Origin of the sequence: Rickettsia sp. Oklahoma-10, from assembly GCF_039954865.1 — a bacterium.
GTDB classification, from domain to species: Bacteria; Pseudomonadota; Alphaproteobacteria; order Rickettsiales; family Rickettsiaceae; genus Rickettsia; species Rickettsia oklahomensis.
Genome location: NZ_CP157197.1, coordinates 1150928 through 1172310, shown reverse-complemented (window position 1 = coordinate 1172310; position 21383 = coordinate 1150928). Strand labels below are relative to the sequence as shown.

Here is a 21383-nt window from a genome sequence, read left to right as displayed (position 1 = left end):
TTAAAACTGCCACGGTAAGTTATTTTGTTTCCAGCCTTTATTGTGATTGTTTCCTTTAAAACCATCACTAATATTATAACAATTTTTAAACCTATATTAGCTATAAAAATTGTTGCCGTAAATAATCTATATCTGGAACGATACAGAAAAATATTATTGCATGAATTTTATCGTTAATAAAAAATTAGCTTTGAAATCTTTATTCAAGGTCCAACTTAGAAAGATCACTTTATTTTTTTTATCTAAAAACGGTATTCTTACTTGTTGCCATTCTTTTCTAGTCCTAACTTCTACAAGAAAATCATTATAGTTTAAAATCAGTATATCATCATAAGCTTTGGTAGAACAGATATTTTGAACCGACATATTTACGCTTTTTTCTGTTATTGATAATAAAAATTAATAGAACTACCCATGTAGAATATGGATTTATTAGAGTACTTATGGCATGACCACAAACTCAACTACTATAGGCTGGAGGAGCCGATAGGTTGGGATAGCAGCACTAGAAGTGCTATAGAATTACGCTAAAGCTACTTCAATCTAAATAATTAGAAATTGAAGATGGCTGATAAGCTTCTGTATGGTTATTTATGTACTCATTAATTACCTAAATTTGTAATATGACCACTTGTTGTACTAAAATAGCCTCCTACCCAAAAATGTTTTTCCTAATATATTTTCTTCAACTTAGGAAATTCTTGTTATATGATTTCTGATGTTCTTCTTCTCTTTGCTTTTTGTACAAACTCATTTACTGCTATATGAGGCGGAATTGATACAAAAATGTACAAATGATCAGATTAGTATTACTCTTATATTACTTTAGTTAGTACTTTATAACGGTTTTTTATTATCCATACTATAATGGATAACTATGATAATATACTATATGTTTTTTCTTATAGTCCTATACATAGTTATTCCATGAAATAGAATTAACCATCCCCCAGATAGTTAATTTAAAACTAATAAAATGGTTTCGTGCTGCAAATTATAAGATTTTTTGAAATATGATTAACTCTTCTTTCAAGAATCTTATTAATTTTGCTATAAATCTCTTTAATTATTAATTGAAATAACTTTATTGACCATGCCATGTTTTTAAAGCATTTTTAAAATGATCTTGGTATCTGATAGTTTTAATAATATTATTATAAAAATTTTTTGCAAGGCTTTATATCATGAATAAATTAAATAAAAACTCTTTACAAAAAAAACTTCTTTATCTTAGTAAAAATCGCGGATGTAAAGAAATGGATTATATACTTGGTAGTTTTGCTGAAAAGTATCTATCTTTGATGAATGAAAAAAAACTTGAACGCTATGCTTTGATACTTGATCAAAATGATAATGATCTTTATAATTGGATTAATAATAAATCTTCTGCGCCTTCTTATCTAGATATTGAAATAATTGATAAATTACGCAAAATAGCTAAAGTATAAATTCCTACCATAATGTTACAACAAAAATTCCCGGCAACTGCCAAATCTTTTTTTACAATTGATAATTTTACTAAGAATCTTAAGCAAGATTTTATCTTGAGTGTAAGCAATGAAGAAGATGTGTTGCAATTATACAAGCAAGCTTTATTTTTTTCTTCTAATGAAAATATTTATTATTTTCCAAGTTATGATACTATGCCGTATGATCATGCATCTCCAAGTCCTAGTATTTTATCTAAACGTGCAGAAACATTAACTAAGCTAACAACAAATAATAGTAACAGTAAACTACTTATCACTCATGCAGCGAACTTATTAAACAAATTGCCCCCGAAAGATTTTTTTTCTAAGTACTTTTTGAAATTATCCCCTAAAATGAAATTTACTACAGATGAACTTGCTATGTTTCTAGTAGAAAATAGTTTTAAGCGAAATACGAGTACTATTGATGTCGGGGAATTTGCAGTGAGAGGTGAAATCATTGATATAATATTGCCCGGTCCTAAAGCTTATAGAATTAATTTTAGCTGGGATTATATTGAATCTATTAAAGAATTTGATATTGATACGCAAATTTCTACTAAATCCTGCACAGAGTTAGTTATTAGTCCTGCAAATGAGATAGTGTTAAACAGCGAAACTATAGGTAATTTTAAGAATAATTATTTACGACATTTTGGAGTTAACTATACTGATAATTCTTTATATGAGGCGGTAATATCGGGAAGACAATTTTCGGGATATGAACAATTACTCCCGTTATTTTATAATTCCTACTCTAACTTAGTAGATTACCTAAACGATCCTATTATTATATTTGATAATTTATCAAAAAAGGCTATTTTAGAGTTTGAACATAGTTATAACAATTTTTATTCGGTAAGATCAGAGGCGAATAAATTTAATAGTTTCTATCCTACTCTTTCCCCGACTAGGTTATATTTCACTGTCTCCGAAATAATTGAATTACTTGAACAAAAGAATAATATATTAATTAGTTATGAAAATTCCGAGAAAGCAACTCTAATTGAAAATATTAGCTCTACAAGTTTTATAGAAAAGAAAACGGTTTTTGATAAATTATTTGAGCTTATTAAAGTTCATTCTTCTAAAAAAATCGTGATAGGTGCAGCTTCTTTAAGCGGTCTTGAGAGAGTGAAAAGCATTATCCAAAATTATGAATATACATATAATGAAATAAATAAATTAAATGAGGTTAAAATAGGTATAATAAATATTGCCCTACTACCTTTAAATCAAAGTTTTTATACTAAAGAATATTTATTTATTACAGTAAGCGAACTATTAAAAGAAAAACCTAGCTCTATAAACACTAATAAAAAACTTAAAAATATTTTGTTAGAGCTTGATAATTTAGTTGAAGGGGAGTTTGTTGTTCACAAAGATCATGGGATAGGGCAGTTTTTAAAGCTGGAAGCTTTAGAAATTAAAGGCAAACTGCATGATTTCTTAAAGATTTTATATGCCGGTAATGATAAATTATATATACCCGTTGAAAATATAGAGGTAATAAAGAAATATGGCAATGATAATGCAGAGCTTGATAAGCTTGGTAGCGTCTCATGGCAAAGAAGTAAGGCAAAACTTAAAAACCGTATAAAAGAGATAGCACTGCATTTAATACAAGTAGCAGCTAAAAGAAAACTTCATGCTAATGCTTCCGTTGAATTTGATCTTGAAGAATATAATAAATTTTGTGCTAATTTTCCTTTCAGCGAAACAGAAGACCAATTAAACGCTATAAACGATATTAGAGAAGATCTAAGAAGTGGTATGTTAATGGATAGGTTAATATGCGGTGATGTAGGTTTTGGTAAAACAGAGGTAGCCATGCGTGCTGTCTTTATGGTAGCAAAATCTTTAAATGAATATTTGCCTCAAGTAGCTGTAGTTGTACCGACAACTATTTTATGTAGTCAACATGTTTCAAGATTTATAGAAAGGTTTAAGGGTTTTGGTTTAAATATCAAACAATTGTCCAGCGTTATTAGTGCTAAAGAAGCAAAGATTATAAGATCAGAACTTGAAAGCGGTAAAATAAATATAATAATAGGTACTCATTCTTTATTACATAAAAATACAAAATTTTTTAATTTAAAATTGTTAATAATTGATGAAGAACAGCATTTCGGTGTCGGTCAAAAAGAATTTTTAAAACAATTAAAATCTTCCTCTCACGTACTTACAATGTCCGCAACACCGATTCCTAGAACACTTCAAATGTCAATGACCGGTCTAAAAGAACTAAGCATTATTGCAATGCCACCTTTAAACAGGCTAGAAGTGCGTACATCCGTTATGCCTTTTGATCCCGTTATTATCAGAGATGCATTATTACGTGAACATTTTAGAGGTGGAAGAAGCTTTTATGTGGTTCCAAGAATTAGCGATATCCTTAATATTGAGCAACAGCTTAAACAAATTGTGCCGGAATTAAGCTATAAAATAGTTCATGGAAAAATGCCACCTAATAAAATTGATGAGGTTATGAGCGAGTTTTATGCTGGTAAATTTGATATACTAGTCTCAACTACTATTATAGAATCAGGAATTGATATACAAGGTGCAAATACCATGATTATACATAAAGCAGATATGCTTGGTCTTAGTCAGTTATATCAGTTACGTGGTCGAATAGGTCGAGGTAAAATGCGAGGCTATGCTTATCTAACAGTAGAAAGTCATAAAAAAATGACGTCGCACTCCTTAAGACGCTTAGAGATAATACAAAATAGTTGTGCTTTAGGTTCAGGTTTTACTATTGCAAGCCATGATATGGATTTACGAGGTTTCGGTAATTTGATCGGTGAAGAACAATCAGGACAAATTAGAGAAGTAGGTACAGAACTCTATCAAGAAATGCTGGAAGAACAAATAGCTCTTTTTAAGGATGAACCGATTGTTTCAGAACAACCGTTTATCCCAACTATTAATTTGGGATTATCCGTCTTTATTCCAGATTACTATGTATCCGATTCAGCTCTCAAAATCGGGATATATAGGAGAATAGGTAATTTAAGTAATGAGGTAGAAGTAGAGAAATTTAAAGATGAGATGATTGATAGATTCGGCTCACTACCAACTGAGTTTAATAATTTACTTGATATTGTAAAAATAAAGTTATTATGCTTTAAGTTAAATATTGAAAATCTAGATTCAGGAGATAACGGGTTTGTGATTAAATTTTATAAAAATGCTGATATGGCTGATAAAATTCTAAAATTTGTTAGCATATATCATTCTCAAGCTAAAATAAAGCCTGATAATAGGTTAGTATTTATCAAGAAATTAGTAGATAAAAATATAATTGTTGAGGCAAATCGATTACTTTGGACTTTAGCGGTGATTTGAGGACATTATCATGCTGTGGTTTGCGCCTATATATGTAGTATGAACATTTAGGATGTCATTCCAGCTTTCTCGGGAATGAAATAAAAATTATAAAAATGACATCTATTTAATTGAAACTATATGCTCTTCGATCTAAAACAATTATTTCAACAACATAACGTAAAAGGTTTGTCGACTAACTCTAGAAACATTAAGGAAGGCGAGGTCTTTTTTGCTATAAAAGGACAAGATGTTGATGGAAATGACTTTATAAATGATGCTTTAAATAAAGGTGCAGTATTAGTAATTACAGATAATGAAAAAAATACTGCTATAAATAAAGTAATTTATGTAGAAGATTTACGCAAAGCTTTATATGAAGTGATAGAAATCTTTTACTCTAAGAAACCAAAGAATCTGATAGCCGTTACGGGTACTAATGGCAAAAGTTCTGTAGTATCTTATATAGCTCAATTATATTCATTACTTGGAAAGAAAGCTGCATCTATAGGTACGATAGGCGTAGAAGTTTTTGGTTGTGATTGCTTTATACATGATGTACCAGAATTAACCACATTCGATTATTTAAGTTTTAGAAAAATTGCACATAATTTAGCTGAAGTAGGTATAGAATATTTAGCTTTTGAAGCTTCTAGTCATGGTCTTGATCAAGCAAGACTTGGGGAAGAAAAAGTAAATATAGCATGTTTTACTAGTTTTAGTCAGGATCATCTAGATTATCACCATACAAAAGAAAATTATTTACTTGCTAAACTAAAATTATTTACCGATCATTTATTACCGCACTCTATTTCCATATTAAATTCTGATATAGAAGAAATAGAGTTGATTAAAGCTTATTTAAATAAGCTTAATATTAAATTTATAACCGTTGGAATAAATGGATGTTTAAAAATAACTAGAGTTAATAGTTCTTTAAACGGACAAAGTATTGATTTTACATTTAATAATAGTAAATATAGTTTTAATACGTCAATAGTCGGTAGTTTTCAGGCTAGCAATTTATTGATTGCTGCTCTTAGTGGGTATTATACCGGTATTGCTCTTGATAAAGTTATAGGTTCTTTGGTAGAGGTTAAACCGGTAAAAGGCAGAATGCAGCGAATAGCAAACACTAACATTTTTGTTGATTATGCTCATACTCCCGATGCTCTTGAAAAAGCTTTACTAGAGCTAAAAAATATTCAGGTACTAGGCAGTAAGTTAAATGTAATTTTTGGCTGTGGAGGCAATCGTGATAAAACAAAGAGAAGTCTTATGGGGCAAATAGCCGTAAAACTTGCCGATAACGTCATAATTACAGATGATAATCCACGTCTTGAAGATCCAAAGCTTATTAGAGCTGAAATCATAAGCGGTATAGATAAAGCACATTATATAGAAATAGAAAATAGAGAAGAAGCTATTAAATATGGTGTAAATAATTTAAAACAATACGATATATTACTAATTGCCGGCAAAGGTCATGAAAATTACCAAATTATAGGTGATAAGAAAATACCTTTTGATGATGCTGAAGTTGTGAAGAAGTATATAAATTGTAATGATGTGACTTGATCACGGGACCCAGCTTAAAATACTAATAAGTATTAGTATTTTAAATTGTTTTTTGGATTCTGTGGTTGTAGCTATGGAATGACAGAGTAAAAACCAATAATGCTGAAATATAATAATATAAACTAACATATGATTTGGAACTCTGAAACACTAAGTAAAGCACTAGGTATAACAATATCTAATTCTATCAATTGTAATGAAGTGCAATTTAACTCCAAAGACGTTAAACACGGTGATTTATTCATAGCACTTAAAGGTAATGGTGACGGTCATGATTATGTTCTAGATGCAATAGATAAAGGAGCAAGTGTCGTTATTGTTAGCAAGCACATAGATATAGTAGATAAAAACAAAATGATCTTAGTAGATAATTGTTTTGAAGCTTTACAAAAAATGGCTTTGTATAAACGCGGATCTTCAAAAGCTAAATTCATAGCTATCACTGGTAGTGTCGGTAAAACCTCTACTAAAGGAGCTTTAAAAACCTTACTAACTGAGACTAGTTATAAATCATTAGATCTCTTCTATAACGAAGCTAATAAAAAGGAATTTGAAGGAAACACGGAAGGCAGCACTGTAGTGTACAAAAAAATACTTGAGGATGCAGGTACTGGATTGATGTACAAATTACCTTTAAAAGTAAATTATATAAGAGGTATAGTTTTTGCTAGCCGAGGTAACTTCAATAACCATTTGGGGTTACTCATTAATCTTGCTTCAATGCCTGATTATACGGAATATGCTATTTTTGAGCTCGGCATGAATCATAAAGGCGAAATAAGGGAGCTGGTTCAAATATTAAAGCCGAATATTGCTATGATTACAAATATTTCGGAAGCTCATTTAGAGTTTTTTAACTCACTGGAGGATATAGCTGAAGCTAAATGTGAGATTTTTGAAAGTTTTAGTAAAAATGATATTGCTATTATTAATGCCGATACTAATTGCTATAACAAAATATTATCAATATTAAAAAATCTATCTATTGATAAAATATATAATTTCGGTGCATCGCATAATACATCTGCAGAATTAACCTTATATGTAAATCTAGGCAAGCAAGTTCATTTAAAATATAAGATAAATAATAAACCCCTAGAGATAACTATACCGTTCATTCCTCGGCATTTTGCCGAAAATTATATAGGTGTACTTTTAATTATCGATATACTAGGTAAAAATTTAGATATAGCTGTAAATCACTTAGCAAATATTACTCCTACTAGAGGAAGAGGGGAAATTATCAATATACAAAATTGTTGTATAATTTGTGATTACTATAACGCAAGTCCGCAGTCAATGAAAGCTGCATTAGAATATTTAAAACAAGTACCTGCTGAAAATAAAACCGCTATAATAGGTGATATGCTAGAGCTTGGACAAAATTCAGAGGCATTACATAAAGAGCTAGTACCGTACATACTAGATGCAGATTGTTCTAAAGTTTTTTTAGTAGGAAGAAATACTAAATATATTTATGATTTACTACCTTCCAAAATAGCTAAAAAATTTTTTAAAAATGTTGATGAATTAATTCCAAATATAACGGATTTATTTAAAAATAATGAACTTATATTAATAAAAGGTTCAAGAGGTATAAAACTTGATAAGATTGTTGATTATTATAAATAAATACTTTAGGATATTTCTAATATTGTAGGGCTTGGTGAAATGGTTGTCATCCTTTGATTTGATCATAATGATACTGAGTACGTTTTTCGAACCATGTCACAATACCTTTGCGACAAAATATACTTTAAATCTACAAATGTTATACAATCTTTTACTACCTCATATTCATAATTCACATATAGCGAATTTATTTCACTATATTACTTTTCGTAGCGGTCTTGCTGTTATTATAACTCTAATCCTTAGTTTTACCACAGGTCCAATGTTGATAAAATTTTTACGGACTCTTCAAAAAAACGGTCAGCCTATACGTTTAGACGGACCTGCATCACATCAAACGAAAGCAGGTACTCCAACTATGGGGGGTATTATAATTATTTTATCTAGTTGTCTTGCTACTTTATTACTTGCTGATTTAACTAATAAATATATTTGGATTACATTATTTGGTTTTATTAGTTTTGGTATTATAGGGTTTATAGATGATTATGCTAAGATAACTAAAAACAGCCATTATGGGGTAAGAGGCAAAAGTAAACTTTTATTGCAAGGAATTATTAGTTTAATCATATGTATTTTACTAGAATATACAGATAAAAATCCGAGTCATTTGCTTAATATACCGTTTTTTAAAAATTTAAGCTTGGATCTTGGTTATTTTTATATAGTTTTTGCTATATTTGTTATAGTTGGCTCTTCTAATGCCGTGAATCTAACGGATGGGCTGGATGGGCTTGCTACCGTTCCTATTGCCTTTACTGCCGGTTCTTTTGCTTTAATAAGTTATTTAGTAGGAAATCTAATTTACTCGAACTACTTGCAGCTAACTTATATACCGAATACCGGAGAATTAACAGTGTTATGTGCGGGTTTAGTCGGTAGTTGCCTTGGATTTTTATGGTTCAATTCACAGCCTGCAGAAGTTTTTATGGGTGATACCGGTAGTTTAAGTCTTGGTGGTATACTTGGCATTATTAGTGTTATTACTAAGCATGAAGTAGTATTAAGTATAGTTGGTGGCTTATTTGTTCTGGAAACAGCATCTGTAATTTTACAGGTATATTATTTTAAAGCTACTAAAGGCAAAAGAATATTTAAGATGGCACCATTACATCATCATTTTGAAAAGCACGGTTGGGCAGAATCAAAAGTCGTAATAAGATTTTGGATTATTTCAGTTATATTTGCTCTTGTCGGCTTATCATCTATAAAATTACGTTAACGATACTAATTAAACTTCATCTATCTAATTTTCATTTATCAAGAATACATTAACATAAAAACTGACTTTTTGTTTGCTTTTGTACTAGAAATTTACTATAGTTTATGGATTCATTTATAGTAAGTGTAGATAATGGTTAAAGAAACAGATATAAATAAATTATTAACTCAAGAAAATAATGCTTTAAATACGATACTAAGACAAGTAAACGAATTATGTGAACAAAATAAGAAGTTGCAAGGTTTAATTGAAATACAAAATAAAACTAAAGAGCTAGAAAGAGAACATAACAGATCATTGCCTTGGTTTAAAATGTTTGTAAAAACAGTTTCTAATATAAAGTATATTTTTATAAAAAGTGAAGAGCAGTTAACAAGCGAAGCAATAAAGCGTAATGACAAGATATTAAAAGATATTGATAATAAGATATATAATATAACGAAAGAATCGGCACCTTTAAAGCAAGTATTACAAGAAGAAATCAAAAAAAATTTTGAGGATTTAGCAAAAAAAGATTTATCTAAAGATCAAAGAGAAAGATTAGCAGAAGTATTCTTTAGTTATAAGAGTAAACCTGAACGATTCTCGGCGCTACATATAACAAATCCCTTACAATTCATTAATGCTGAAGAACTAGAGAAGCAATATTATTCTTTAAATACTACAAAACAAAACATCCGAAATTTAATATCTGAAAATTCCAATATTAAAGAGCTTAAAGAAATACAAAAACAAGTTGCTGAAATTAGGGAAGAAGTCCCTTATACATTTTTTGAAAAATTAAATAATATTTGGCAAAATGTTAAAAATGTTTTTGTAAATAATAGTGAACAGGTTTTGGCAAAAAATAAAGAAAATAATACTAGAACAATTAGAAAGATTGATGAACAATTATATAAAATAAAGCATAAATTTGATGAATTAATTGAAAATAAAGAAAGTAATATTAATGATATAATTGTGAAGTTATCTGACAACGAAGAGTTGCAAAAGGTAGTAAGTAATCTTGCAAAGCATAATATGACTTCAAAAAAGGAACCAATATTAACAACCTTGTCTCTAACTGAATCTTTGGAAAATAATATACCTCCACCACCTCCACCACCTCCACCACCTATGCCTCCAGCTCAGACTGAGACATTATCTAAGCCTATAGAAGCTACTACAGTTAAAAAACCAGAAAACCAACCACATCCTTCTATAGATACTGCTGATTTAATGAAAGAAATAGTAGGACCAAAAAACCTAAGAAAAGTTGTAAAAATGGATGCAAAGGTACAGGACTCTAGAGATTTACTGCTGCAATCCATAAGAGGTGAGCACAAACTAAAAAAAGTTGAATTTGACCCTAATACAGGGAAACCGGTTGCACATTCTCTTAGTAAGCCTGCTCAGAATATTAATAATAATGAATTTGCATCAATTTTAGCACGAAGAGTCGCTATGGAGATGAGTGATAGCAGTAGTGGCAGTGAAATCGATAGTGATAGTGGTAACTGGAGTGATGTGAGTACTAAATCAAAGGTTCTAAAAACTAAAGGAGAAAGAGATGCTAGAAATGCTAAGCATGCTCAAAAAGTTGTAAGTGACAAAAGTTCAAAAAAAACATCATTTGTGAGAAGTTAATTAAGAAATTATTTCTTTAAGTGTGCTTTGTTATGACATAGAACACGATACTGAAGTACGCTTTAAATTTCTTCAAATACATTACCAGTTTTTAGATCACCTTGGGTAGGAGTAATCAGTGGGGAGATTTGTGGTTAGATTGAATCATAAATTCTGGCCAGCAACCTGTTAATTTTGTCGGAATCAGTCATCTTATAATGGGCAGCAGCTTCATCTTGTCCAACCAAAATCATACAATGCAAAATGAAGTAATTGTTGAATGCTTGTATAACTAACTGATCGCCTGAATAAGAAGTAGGGCTAGTAAAAGCTAAAGCTATTTTGTTTTGCCATTGCTGATCAGCTCATTATTGTTAAAGTAGTAAATATTTTAAATGGTTTTTCTAAATTCCCAATATTAAGTTGGGACTCCAAAAGTTATAGTATCTGCATTGTCTAATAAATCCTAATCAATATTGTCAAGTTTATCTTTATTTATTTGTATAATAAAAACATTTGTTCCTGTTTCTTTTACACTCTTATTTATTCCTTTAGCTACTTTTGCAGTATGACCGTATCCACTAATAATATACGCTACTTTTACCATTTTATTCTCTATGTTAAACTCGGCTGCGGTTTTAGATTTTATTTCTTCAACTGTAACATAGTCGACTTTTCTAACTAATAATATTTCATCTTTATCAATATCAAAAATTCCAAGATAGGTAATTTTTTATTAACTACTTTTTTGTCTGTTAACGGAAAGTGGTACTCTTTTAATAATTTAGCTCCACAGTCCTTTGTGTTATGTTCCATTATTACTACTCTTTAATAGTGTTAGCGACCAAATCCATAGTTCCTCCCATATACTTAACTATTTTTGCCTTGGATAGTCCATTTGGCAAGAGCACCTTTTTGTGAGACTTGCATAGCACCTAAAATAGTGAGCTCAATATGCGAGTCTCTCTGATTATGCAAAATACAAAGTTACTGTTGAAATTGCTACTTTCAGATAATGCAGTGTATAGTGTACTTAACGTTAATTAAATGAGGATCTTCTTCACCTTATACAGAAATGGTCCTATACCAAGAAGTATAACAGTTTCTCTTTAAAATATTACATTCATCCTTTTAGGAATATAGTTTGCAATATGATTAGGTATACCTATACCAAGATTGAAATATAACCATTTTTTAAGTTCCTCTGTGGTTATTCGATAAATTTCTTCTTTACTCTATAGTTTATTATTTTCTTATGGTTAACTTGCTCAATATGTTTCTCATATTGGTCACCTACTATTAATCGCTATATGAAAATATTAGGTGTATCAATATTATTATGGTCACGTTCCCTGCCTCATGCCTCAACTAGTGCCTCTACTTTTTACAAACCGTGGCTTAAAGCAGTACTACATTAAAATTTCTTGTTATTGTATCATTGCTGATTTTATTAGCTTTCAAGCCTTGAATAATAGCAAGGTCAGCTTGAAGTTGTATTGTCCATTATATATTTCTTGCCATTAAATTCCTTTGTTTCTTTACCTTCCTCTACAATTGTACCGATACTGGTTTTAGTAAAAAAGCTGTAATTCCCATGCACGCTGCTCTAATTTGCTCAGCTAAAGTTCTAAGATTTTATCAAGATATTGTTGTTCGCAAATCTTATTTTCTCCAACATACGAAGAGAAATCATTTTTTGTTTGTGTAGCTTAAAGAAGTAATCTGAGTCCGAAATTGTCAATACTACAAATTAGTGCTTAATTGTTAAATTATGAACATTGCTTTTAAGAAGTGCATTTATTAAATAATTTAGGAATACTATAAAAACCAAAACCACTGAATATTATAGTCATGCCTAGAGCAGTTCTTCAAGAGCAGTTTAAGCTGAAGGATAGATTTTATTCATAAATTTTTAATTATTTAATATCTATTATTTAAGAAATTAGAAGGATCTTTAAAAGAAGTCAAGGACATGCGAGAGTTCAATATATTAAAAAATAATTTATAAATTTAAAGTACTATATATTATAGTTACTTTTGATTAATATAATGATATGATATTAAATAAATTTAAATTAACCATCGCTGCTTAATTTTTTTATATTTATAGTTAGTATTAGCAACTGAATCAAATATTGATGGTGATATAATAATTCAAGAAAATTCTCAAAGAGGTTATAGACTTAGTTACTTATAATAAAGATATTTCCTCAAGGACAAATAGCGATGTTGCTATGTCATTGATAGAAGTTTCCAGTCAATTTGGATGATATTATATTTGCCGATTCAGCTAATATAGCTATAAATATCTTAAGTTATATTACAAGATGTACTTACTACATCTTGGATGATGGTAGGTAATCTAGGCGGTCATATTGTGTTGTGTGCTGCAAGAGAATTTGACTTAAAAGTAACAAAATTATGAGGTAGACCGTTTTGAGAGTAGAACATATTTTAACACTAAAGATTTTAATGCTTCGCAATTTCATACATAAATTGTTAATACAGGGAGGATTCAAGCAAGTTATTTACTATCTGAAAATATTAAAAATAAGATATATGATAGGTAACAACATTAATCCTACTGATGGCATATGTTATTTATAGATAAGGCGAGATCAAGCTTGGGATATATTTTAGTAATAAATTTAATGATAAAGATAAAAGCGGTAATTATATAAATGCATATGTCAAAGCAATTAACTCCATATAAAATTAATTTATATGTTTATTTAGATTTATTTGATTCATTTTTATTCTATTCAGGATATTCATTTATAATAAATACTAAACTTAATAATATTCCAATGTTTGATTTGGGAGAAGTAAAATATTTACCGGCTACTGAGTGATAAGTGCTCCATATGTTTTAGTGAACTATTTTTTTGTGTATAACAATATATGCAAATTAATATTAATTACGGCATAAATCAGAAATTTAAGTCTTACAGTATTGGAATTAAAGCAAATAAATTAATCGAATTCAATTTTGTTAGTTTAGCTTTAGAAGAGGCATTTTGTAATCAGCCTAAAATATTAACCACTACTCTTTTTACAGGCGAATTGTAAACAAGGTAGATTTGGGGCAGTTAATTTTTTGAATTTAGCTTAAATTTAAATGAAACATTTGCAATAGTTTGCTCAGGCGGTTATAAAACAGTAAGATTTAGAAGATATGCCTTTAAAATCTTCAGATCTGTTTAGAGTTAAAATTATGTTTATAGTCTATTGCTTTTAATAATATATAGTCATATATATAAGATAATGATGTATGACTATATATGTTAACTGTTCTAGAAAAATTCTTATTCTCTTCTGTAAAAACGTTCATTAATATACGCGAAGATACCGTATCTGCTCTTCAAAGGCTTGGTATTAATAATATGCGTGATTTATTATTTTATCTACCTGTTTCATATCAAAATAAAATATTATCGCCTAATTTAACCGAAGTTAGAGACGGTGAAATAATCCAAACAGAAATTGTAATTGAGAGCATTAGTTTACCAAAAAAAAGTAACAAGCCTTTTAAAATTATGGCTAGTAATGATACCGGTTCTTTGTTATTAGTATTTTTTCATAGACCACCTCCATTTATTTTTAATAAGTTAAAGGTTGGTACTTCCCATATTATCAGCGGTAAAGTCCAATTTTTGGATCATCATTTACAGATTTCGCATCCTGAATTTATTATGAATCCTAAACTTGCAAAAGAAAAGGAGCCTATTTATTCTTTAACATATCTACTTAGTAATAAACAGCTGTATTCATATATCATAAAAGCAATAGATATATTTGAAGGGAAATGCAAGGTGCTAGAAGATAAAGAGGTAAAGGATTATTTAGATGTTATATTGCAGAATTTAAAGGTATTGCATTCTTTATGTCATTCCTGTGAAAGTGGAAACTCAGAAAAAATGGATTCCGAGGTCAAGCCGTGGGATGACAAGGTGTGGTATTTAAATAACGCCAAAAAACACCTAGCAGCTAAAGAACTAATTGCCAATCAAATATCTCTTTTTAATGTACGTGCGCAAATAAGTAGAAGACAAGGTAATATTTTCCCTAAAGCTGCAGTTACTCAAGTCAATATATTAAATGAGTTAGGATTTGAATTAACACCGTACCAAAAGCAAGTTATAGAAGAAATAGAACTTGATCAAAGCGGTAAAGTAGCAATGATGAGATTGTTGCAAGGTGATGTTGGTTCAGGTAAAACTTTAGTAGCTCTGCTTACTATGGTAAATGTGGTAGCAGCTGGATTTCAAGCAACGCTTATGGCTCCAACCGATTTGCTTGCCAATCAGCATTACGAGTTTTTTGTTAAAGCCTTAAAAAATACTAATATAAGAATTGGATTACTTACAGGCAAGATACGAGGGCTAAAACGTAAAAATATTATGATTCAGCTTGAAAATGGTGAAATTGAAATATTGGTTGGTACTCATGCTTTATTTCAAGAAAAAGTCAGTTTTAAAAAACTAGGTTATATAGTTATCGATGAGCAGCATAGATTTGGAGTACAGCAGCGTTTGAATCTAATAAATAAAGGGGTAAATCCTGATGTTTTAGTTATGACCGCAACACCGATTCCAAGAAGTTTAGCACTGACCATGTTTGGAGATATGACTATTTCTAAACTTCAAGGAAAACCAAAAAATCGCCTACCTATTGTAACGAATATTATGTCGACTAATAAAATAGGACATATTATAGAAGCGATAAATAAGAAGCTTATTGCAAGTGAGAGGATATATTGGATATGTCCGTTGATAGAGAGGGGAGAGAAACAAGAAGAGGATAATTTATTAATGGATGTGATGAACCGCTTTAACGCTATCGAAAATATCTATCAAGGCTATACCGGTATTATTCATGGTAAGATGAAGAACGAGCAGAAAGATATCATAATGAAGCAATTTAAGGAAGGTAAAATTAAGATATTGATTGCAACAACTGTTATTGAAGTTGGAATAGACGTACCGGAAGCAACTTTGATCATTATTGAAAATGCTGAGCAATTTGGCCTTGCTCAACTTCATCAGCTTAGAGGTAGAGTAGGGCGAGGTAATTTACAGTCATATTGTATATTGTTATATAATCCTAAGCGACTCGGGAAAGTTGCACGAGGCAGGTTTGAGATAATGAAACAAACTAATGATGGGTTTTATATTGCTGAACAGGATTTAAAACTTCGAAGTAGCGGTGAGATTCTAGGAGTAAAACAAAGCGGCGAAATCGCATTTTTCTTCGCCGATTTAGTAGAGCATTATGACTTGCTTCTTAAAGCTAATAAATTTGCAGAAATAGGATCAAAAGATAATTTGGATTTTGTTGACTTTCAGATAAAACTCTTTGCTAAATCACAAGTAGGTGAGTTGGTTTAGTTTCAATATGTCATTCCCATTTGTTATTGGTGTTGTTATGTGGATACCAAATTGTCATTGCAAGTGATGAAAAGGAGCTTGGCAATCTGTAAAGATAATAAAAAAATTCTGATGTACAAAATTTTTTATTGAATTGTTTTGTTAATTGCCATGCAATGATGGTAAAACTGATCCATGCAACAATACCTCCACAGGAATGACGTAAAATGAAAATATAGAAAGATAAGCTAATCCTGTGTGATTTCAGCAAGTTTAGTAAACGAATCTTAAATCATATCCCAGCTTTTTTTTGAATAGCGAGTAAAGAAGAATCATTAATATAATAAATCTATACTGATTTGTTCATGTTCCGGATCAAGATGCATATGTATTTTGAAATGTTTTTTTACTTTATAAAATATTGAGCCTAGTTTTGTATAAAATATAGTAGTATAAGACTCTATATACTATAATTCATGTGCAAGTATAGCAAGTACAGTCCGCTCACTATTTCCAAGAGTCATCATTTTTAGCGTAAACCAAGAACCTATGGCCTCAAAATAGAGTTTGGGGCTTCAACATTTTCTAGAGTTTGTAATAATTCTACATTGTGTCCAAATTCATTGGTGATATGCTTCTATGCAAGTTGTTTAAATTTTTTTGTTTCCGAAAATGCTATTATTGCTAGAACCATTTTCTAAAATGCATCTGACCAATCCGAAAACGTTTAAGAAATTTATTGTTTTGCGCGGTACTATCTAACTTAACTTCAAAGAGTTTGTTTTTCTAAATTGCTCTTTATATTGTTCATTATCTGAAATTAGACAATCTATCAAATCTATATAAGTAATATCAATATTATCTAAATATATTGATCTAGAACGACTGGCACTAATTATTAACGGTTACTTACCAATTTTTAAAACCATATGTGTATTTATATATGAATATAAATTGTAAGATCATAATCTGTATGCAGTAAATATATAAAATATTTCGACCTATCCATTTTAAATTTACAGCTATTTTTTGTGAATAATTGCTTATGATCATTAATATATAGGTAATTGTTAAGAAACTAAGATTTAAAATTAAATCAGTATTTGAAAAATTAAACTTACTTAAGGGAATTGCAAGAGTAAAAAAAGTGGAATGCAGGAACGTATTAAAAATTGCTATAAAACAACAAAGTTTTAAATTTTGTTGTTCATGTTTTGCAATAAATCCAAGGATCATTATAGCAATTACAAGAGTACCGTAGTCAACCAAATACCAACTAATATAAAATAATATTACCATTATAATTACATGACAATAACCTCTATAAAAAAAGCGAATTAAAGACTTACGAAAATAGTAAATATAACATTGTCCTAAATAGATAGGTATTAGAATATTTGTAGTAATAAACTGTTTAAATAATACAGTAGTATATATGTGTAGCAAAATGCCGGCTATTATTATTTTAGTTTTTGGTTTATCGTGAAAATTATAACCGGCAAAAAAGCAACACACTGGCATTACAGTACGACCGATAACCCGCATAATTGTTAATTCAGGATATAGATATAAACCTATATGATCAATGATCATTGCTATAATAGATAAGGTTTTTAGCAAATCCTGATAATTTGATTGGTGTTTATTTCTTGTTATTATCATAAAGCAACTTTTAATAAATATGCTGTGCCGAAAAATGTTCCGATCCCCACTGCAATTGTACTGCCTAGCATACAGACTTTAATCAGTAAATATTCCGAATAGAAATATTCTAAACAATAATGTTTTATTAAAGCAATGACAACAGACATTATGATGCAGCATAATAAAATTTTACTGCAAAAAAGTTTTATATCAGCTTCTATGTGTAGCTTATTTTGTCTTGTAATATAGCTATATAATAAACCTAGATTATACCAAGCTGCGATAGATGTGCTGATGGCAATACCAATATGTTTCAAAGAATCCATTAGTAGCAAATTCATAATGGTATTAATTATTATTGAAAATAAGGTTATTTTGAGTGGTGTTTTAGTATCTCCGTTAGCATAAAAAATAGGGGTTAAAATTTTTGCCAAAATAAAAGCAGGCAGTCCAAGAGCAAATGCAGAAATAGCCTCGGCAGTATTTGTAGTATCTTGGTTCGTGAAAACTCCTCTTTCATATATTATATTAATGATAGGATGAGATAAAATTATAATACCAAATGTAGCAGGCAATGATAATAATAATCCCATTCTAATAGCATTATTCTGTATTTTTTTTGCAGATACTATATCATTTGATTTATAGATTTTTGACAGCTCAGGTAACAATATAGTAGAGAAGCTAGTACCTATTATTGACAAAGGAAATTGATAAATCCGGTCAGCATAAGCTAATATTGAAATAGCACCTTCAATAAAGCTAGCAATAGATTGTGATATAAAAAGATTCAATTGTTGAACGCCGGAGCTAATGGTCGCCGGTCCCATATTAATTAGAAGCTTTTTTAAATCGGAGTCACTTGGGTTAAAAATTATCGGAAAGTTTAAATCTGCTCTTTTCACGCAGACAAGCATAAAAGAAACTTGTAATATGCCGGCAATTATTAAAGATAGGCTGATTGAAATGGTAGATTCCATGTAATCATTTAACATTGAAGTACAAATTATTACGCATAAACTTAAAATAACTGGTGAGAAAGCAAACGCAGTGAATTTCTTTACGGAATTTAGTATCCCGCCAAGTAAAGCCGTTAATGAAACAAATATTAAATAAGGTATAGTAATGCGGCATAAAAATACAGTAAGCTCAAACTTTTCCTTTTTACCGTGAAAGCCAGGGGCAATAAACAGCATTAATTGCGGCATAAAAATTTGCATTAATGCTATTATGATTATTAATGTCAGAAGTAGAAGCGTAAAGACCTCGCCTGAAAAATTATTGGCTGCTCTTTTAGAAATCAGCATTTTTTCATTGTAAATAGGAATGAATACACTGGATAATGCTCCTTCTGCAAAAATTCTTCTAAATAGATTCGGTAGTTTAAAAGCAACATTAATGCTATCGCCTATAGGCGTAGCGCCAAATAATGATGCGATAAATTGTTCACGCACGAGGCCAAATATGCGAGAAATTAATGTGCACAAAGCTACTACGGCTCCTGAACGAAATAATGTCACTATTTATTTTTATCCTATCTTTTAAAAATCGATTAATGTCATTCTCTTTAGGTGTAAATTGATTGCAATGACCAAAAAATTGATCCAATCAACAATGCCACATGAGAATGACATCGAATGTCATACGAGCAATGTTATAAATTCTTACTCCGACTAGCCCTATCCATGCCTTCATTGATTAAAGCGTCTGCTTTTGCTTTATTTTCCCATCCGGTAACTTTAACCCATTTACCTTTTTCTAAATCTTTATAATGCTCAAAGAAATGAACTATACGTTTTCTAAGCATTTCACATAGATTATTTAGCACTTTAATATGATCAAAAGTAATATCAATCTTTGAGGTTGGTACTGCGATTATTTTCTCATCAAGTCCTGATTCGTCTTCCATCATTAATACGCCGATGGCTCTACACTTAATAACAGACCCAGGTACTACGGCATGATTAGATATAACTAGTACGTCTACTGGATCACCGTCATTTGAAAGAGTATTAGGAATAAAACCATAATTACATGGATAACTCATAGTGGTTTGCATAAAGCGATCAACAAAAACTGCTCCTGATTCTTTGTCAAATTCATATTTGATTGGTCCACTATTCATCGGAATTTCTATAATTACGTTTATTTCATCATTATTTGCTTTTGCTTTTATTTTATCTATAAACATATTTTTATTTGATTGGTTATTTTTTATATAGCTTTGATGTCATTTCTACATCTATTTTATGTTATTCCCGTGAAGATTATTACATAGAGAATCAGCCTTTCAAGTGTCATCCTGCGACTTGATCGTGTGATCTAAAAAACAACTTAGGGTAATATCATAATTTTTTAAACTGGACCCTGTAGTCCAAGCCATATGGTGACAGCCTGGTTCATAGGCTAGGCCACGGATATGACAATATGATTACCTAGTAGGTCTGTAATTCTCATCATGCTTTGTAAGCAATTGTTTTGCTATAAACTTCCCGTCCGATAAGCACCCGATAGCAATAATTCCTTGTCCTTCACGAAATAGGGCAGGCAGTACACCTTGGTATAATATCTCTAAATCCTTAATATTATCGGTAATAATAAAACTTATCTTATCAGCAGCAATTTTATTTATAGAGCTTGTTTTAACAAGTCCACCTACTCTTAGTTCTTTGCCATGTTCTATTGTATTAATTTTTGACGGTGGCAAAAAAAATACTATATTTTTTTCTAAATTATAAAGTATAATACCAATTCCTAAAAATGCTGAGCAGAAACAAATAATTATTGTTATTAATCTATTTCTTACTTTCTTGTGCATTAAATTTTTCTTGTTTTTTCAGTGATTTGTAATTTAAAAAACTTGCGATTAGTAATATTGCTAAAACCAAAAAGGTAAATAAATATGCTACTAATATATAATTATTCATTTCTTAAAAATTCTATAATTTCTTTAGGTGAAGAATCTAAATAGAAATGCTTCAGATATTTTCCATTTGTATCCATTAAATAGGTGAAAGATGAATGATCAAGCATATAGTTCGGGTCATCATCCTCATTATTTACACGAGCATAGAAAACCTTGAATTTATTAGTTACATCTTTTATCTGCTGTTCATTCCCAGTAAGACCTATAAATTTTGGATGAAAATGTTTTAGATATTCTTTAAGTACTATAGGGGTATCACGTTTTGGATCAATAGTGATAAAAATAGGTATTATAACTATTTTATGTTTATTTAAAACTTCTACAATCTCTGTCATTTTGTTTAGAGAGGTCGGGCATATATCGGGACAACTAGTAAATCCAAAGTAAATGAGACTTAAGCTGCCTTTTAATTCATCACTATTAAATATTTCCCCATTCTGGTTTATTAGCTCAAAATTACCGCCGATTTTTACGTTATCTTCATAAATATTAACTTGACCGGCAAGTGGTTTTTTAGGCGTTTTTAAAGATAGCAATAAATATAATGCTACTACTCCTATTAGTAAGCTGATTATTATAATTATTTTTATAACATTTGATTGCATTTTCAT

The 21383-nt window shown here is 30.0% G+C and carries 16 protein-coding genes and 4 pseudogenes; 9 read left to right on the top strand and 11 right to left on the bottom strand.

Annotated features, from left to right (window positions below; genetic code table 11):
- Positions 1-366, bottom strand: a pseudogene (locus tag AAGW17_RS05190) (rhodanese-like domain-containing protein).
- 818 nt (positions 367-1184) lie between these two features.
- Here AAGW17_RS05190 and AAGW17_RS05185 point away from each other — a divergent pair.
- The 6 genes from AAGW17_RS05185 to AAGW17_RS05160 all read left to right on the top strand — a co-directional run bounded on the left by AAGW17_RS05185 (position 1185) and on the right by AAGW17_RS05160 (position 10857).
- On the top strand, positions 1185-1448 hold the full coding sequence (locus AAGW17_RS05185; RefSeq protein ID WP_347938923.1) for a succinate dehydrogenase assembly factor 2: 264 nt from the start codon (positions 1185-1187) through the stop codon (positions 1446-1448).
- A gap of 12 nt (positions 1449-1460) precedes the next feature.
- A complete protein-coding gene (gene mfd, locus AAGW17_RS05180) occupies positions 1461-4820 on the top strand; it encodes a transcription-repair coupling factor (protein ID WP_347938922.1) in 3360 nt (1119 codons plus the stop codon).
- Between the two features lie 120 nt (positions 4821-4940).
- The gene (locus tag AAGW17_RS05175; protein WP_347938921.1) at positions 4941-6377 is read left to right on the top strand and encodes a UDP-N-acetylmuramoyl-L-alanyl-D-glutamate--2,6-diaminopimelate ligase; all 1437 of its coding nucleotides are present in this window, start codon (positions 4941-4943) and stop codon (positions 6375-6377) included.
- A 129-nt stretch (positions 6378-6506) separates the two neighbouring features.
- Positions 6507-8009, top strand: a complete 1503-nt coding sequence (gene murF, locus AAGW17_RS05170; protein ID WP_347938920.1) for a UDP-N-acetylmuramoyl-tripeptide--D-alanyl-D-alanine ligase — start codon at positions 6507-6509, stop codon at positions 8007-8009.
- A gap of 136 nt (positions 8010-8145) precedes the next feature.
- Positions 8146-9231 carry a phospho-N-acetylmuramoyl-pentapeptide-transferase gene (mraY, locus tag AAGW17_RS05165; RefSeq protein WP_347938919.1) on the top strand — a complete coding sequence of 362 codons (1086 nt, stop codon included), beginning with the start codon at positions 8146-8148 and terminating at the stop codon, positions 9229-9231.
- 132 nt (positions 9232-9363) lie between these two features.
- Entirely contained in the window at positions 9364-10857 is a 1494-nt protein-coding gene (locus AAGW17_RS05160) for an Arp2/3 complex-activating protein rickA (protein ID WP_347938918.1), read from the top strand.
- A gap of 445 nt (positions 10858-11302) precedes the next feature.
- Here the strand turns inward: AAGW17_RS05160 and AAGW17_RS05155 are convergent, their stop codons facing one another.
- The 3 genes and pseudogenes from AAGW17_RS05155 to AAGW17_RS05145 form a co-directional block, all read right to left on the bottom strand.
- Positions 11303-11443, bottom strand: a complete 141-nt coding sequence (locus AAGW17_RS05155) for a hypothetical protein (protein ID WP_347939436.1) — start codon at positions 11441-11443, stop codon at positions 11303-11305.
- 15 nt (positions 11444-11458) lie between these two features.
- Positions 11459-12059 (bottom strand): annotated as a pseudogene (locus AAGW17_RS05150) (CoA-transferase); the annotation flags it as partial.
- A 257-nt stretch (positions 12060-12316) separates the two neighbouring features.
- Complete coding sequence (locus tag AAGW17_RS05145) at positions 12317-12436, bottom strand: CoA-transferase (protein WP_347938916.1); 120 nt, start codon at positions 12434-12436, stop codon at positions 12317-12319.
- Positions 12437-13523: 1087 nt separating this feature from the next.
- Between AAGW17_RS05145 and AAGW17_RS05140 the strand changes: the two genes are divergently transcribed.
- From AAGW17_RS05140 to AAGW17_RS05130, 3 genes are all read left to right on the top strand, one after another.
- Positions 13524-13688 (top strand): hypothetical protein, encoded by a 165-nt coding sequence (locus AAGW17_RS05140; protein ID WP_347938915.1) that lies wholly within the window; start codon positions 13524-13526, stop codon positions 13686-13688.
- A gap of 49 nt (positions 13689-13737) precedes the next feature.
- Positions 13738-13905, top strand: coding sequence for a hypothetical protein (locus tag AAGW17_RS05135; RefSeq protein WP_347938914.1), 168 nt, complete (start codon positions 13738-13740; stop codon positions 13903-13905).
- Between the two features lie 212 nt (positions 13906-14117).
- Complete coding sequence (locus AAGW17_RS05130) at positions 14118-16223, top strand: ATP-dependent DNA helicase RecG (RefSeq protein ID WP_347938913.1); 2106 nt, start codon at positions 14118-14120, stop codon at positions 16221-16223.
- 266 nt (positions 16224-16489) lie between these two features.
- Here AAGW17_RS05130 and AAGW17_RS05125 read toward each other — a convergent pair.
- The 7 genes and pseudogenes from AAGW17_RS05125 to AAGW17_RS05095 form a co-directional block, all read right to left on the bottom strand.
- Positions 16490-17044: pseudogene (locus AAGW17_RS05125) on the bottom strand (hypothetical protein).
- A gap of 67 nt (positions 17045-17111) precedes the next feature.
- Positions 17112-17864, bottom strand: coding sequence for a TraX family protein (locus AAGW17_RS05120; RefSeq protein ID WP_347938912.1), 753 nt, complete (start codon positions 17862-17864; stop codon positions 17112-17114).
- Positions 17845-19366, bottom strand: a pseudogene (gene murJ / locus AAGW17_RS05115) (murein biosynthesis integral membrane protein MurJ). Before murJ ends, AAGW17_RS05120 begins: the two are co-directional and overlap by 20 nt.
- Positions 19367-19500: 134 nt before the next feature.
- Complete coding sequence (gene ppa / locus AAGW17_RS05110; protein ID WP_347938910.1) at positions 19501-20037, bottom strand: inorganic diphosphatase; 537 nt, start codon at positions 20035-20037, stop codon at positions 19501-19503.
- A 240-nt stretch (positions 20038-20277) separates the two neighbouring features.
- Positions 20278-20664 carry a cytochrome c maturation protein CcmE gene (ccmE, locus tag AAGW17_RS05105; RefSeq protein WP_347938909.1) on the bottom strand — a complete coding sequence of 129 codons (387 nt, stop codon included), beginning with the start codon at positions 20662-20664 and terminating at the stop codon, positions 20278-20280.
- Entirely contained in the window at positions 20642-20773 is a 132-nt protein-coding gene (gene ccmD / locus AAGW17_RS05100) for a heme exporter protein CcmD (RefSeq protein WP_347938908.1), read from the bottom strand. Before ccmD ends, ccmE begins: the two co-directional genes overlap by 23 nt.
- Complete coding sequence (locus AAGW17_RS05095; RefSeq protein ID WP_347938907.1) at positions 20766-21383, bottom strand: SCO family protein; 618 nt, start codon at positions 21381-21383, stop codon at positions 20766-20768. The genes ccmD and AAGW17_RS05095 overlap by 8 nt, the downstream gene beginning before the upstream one ends.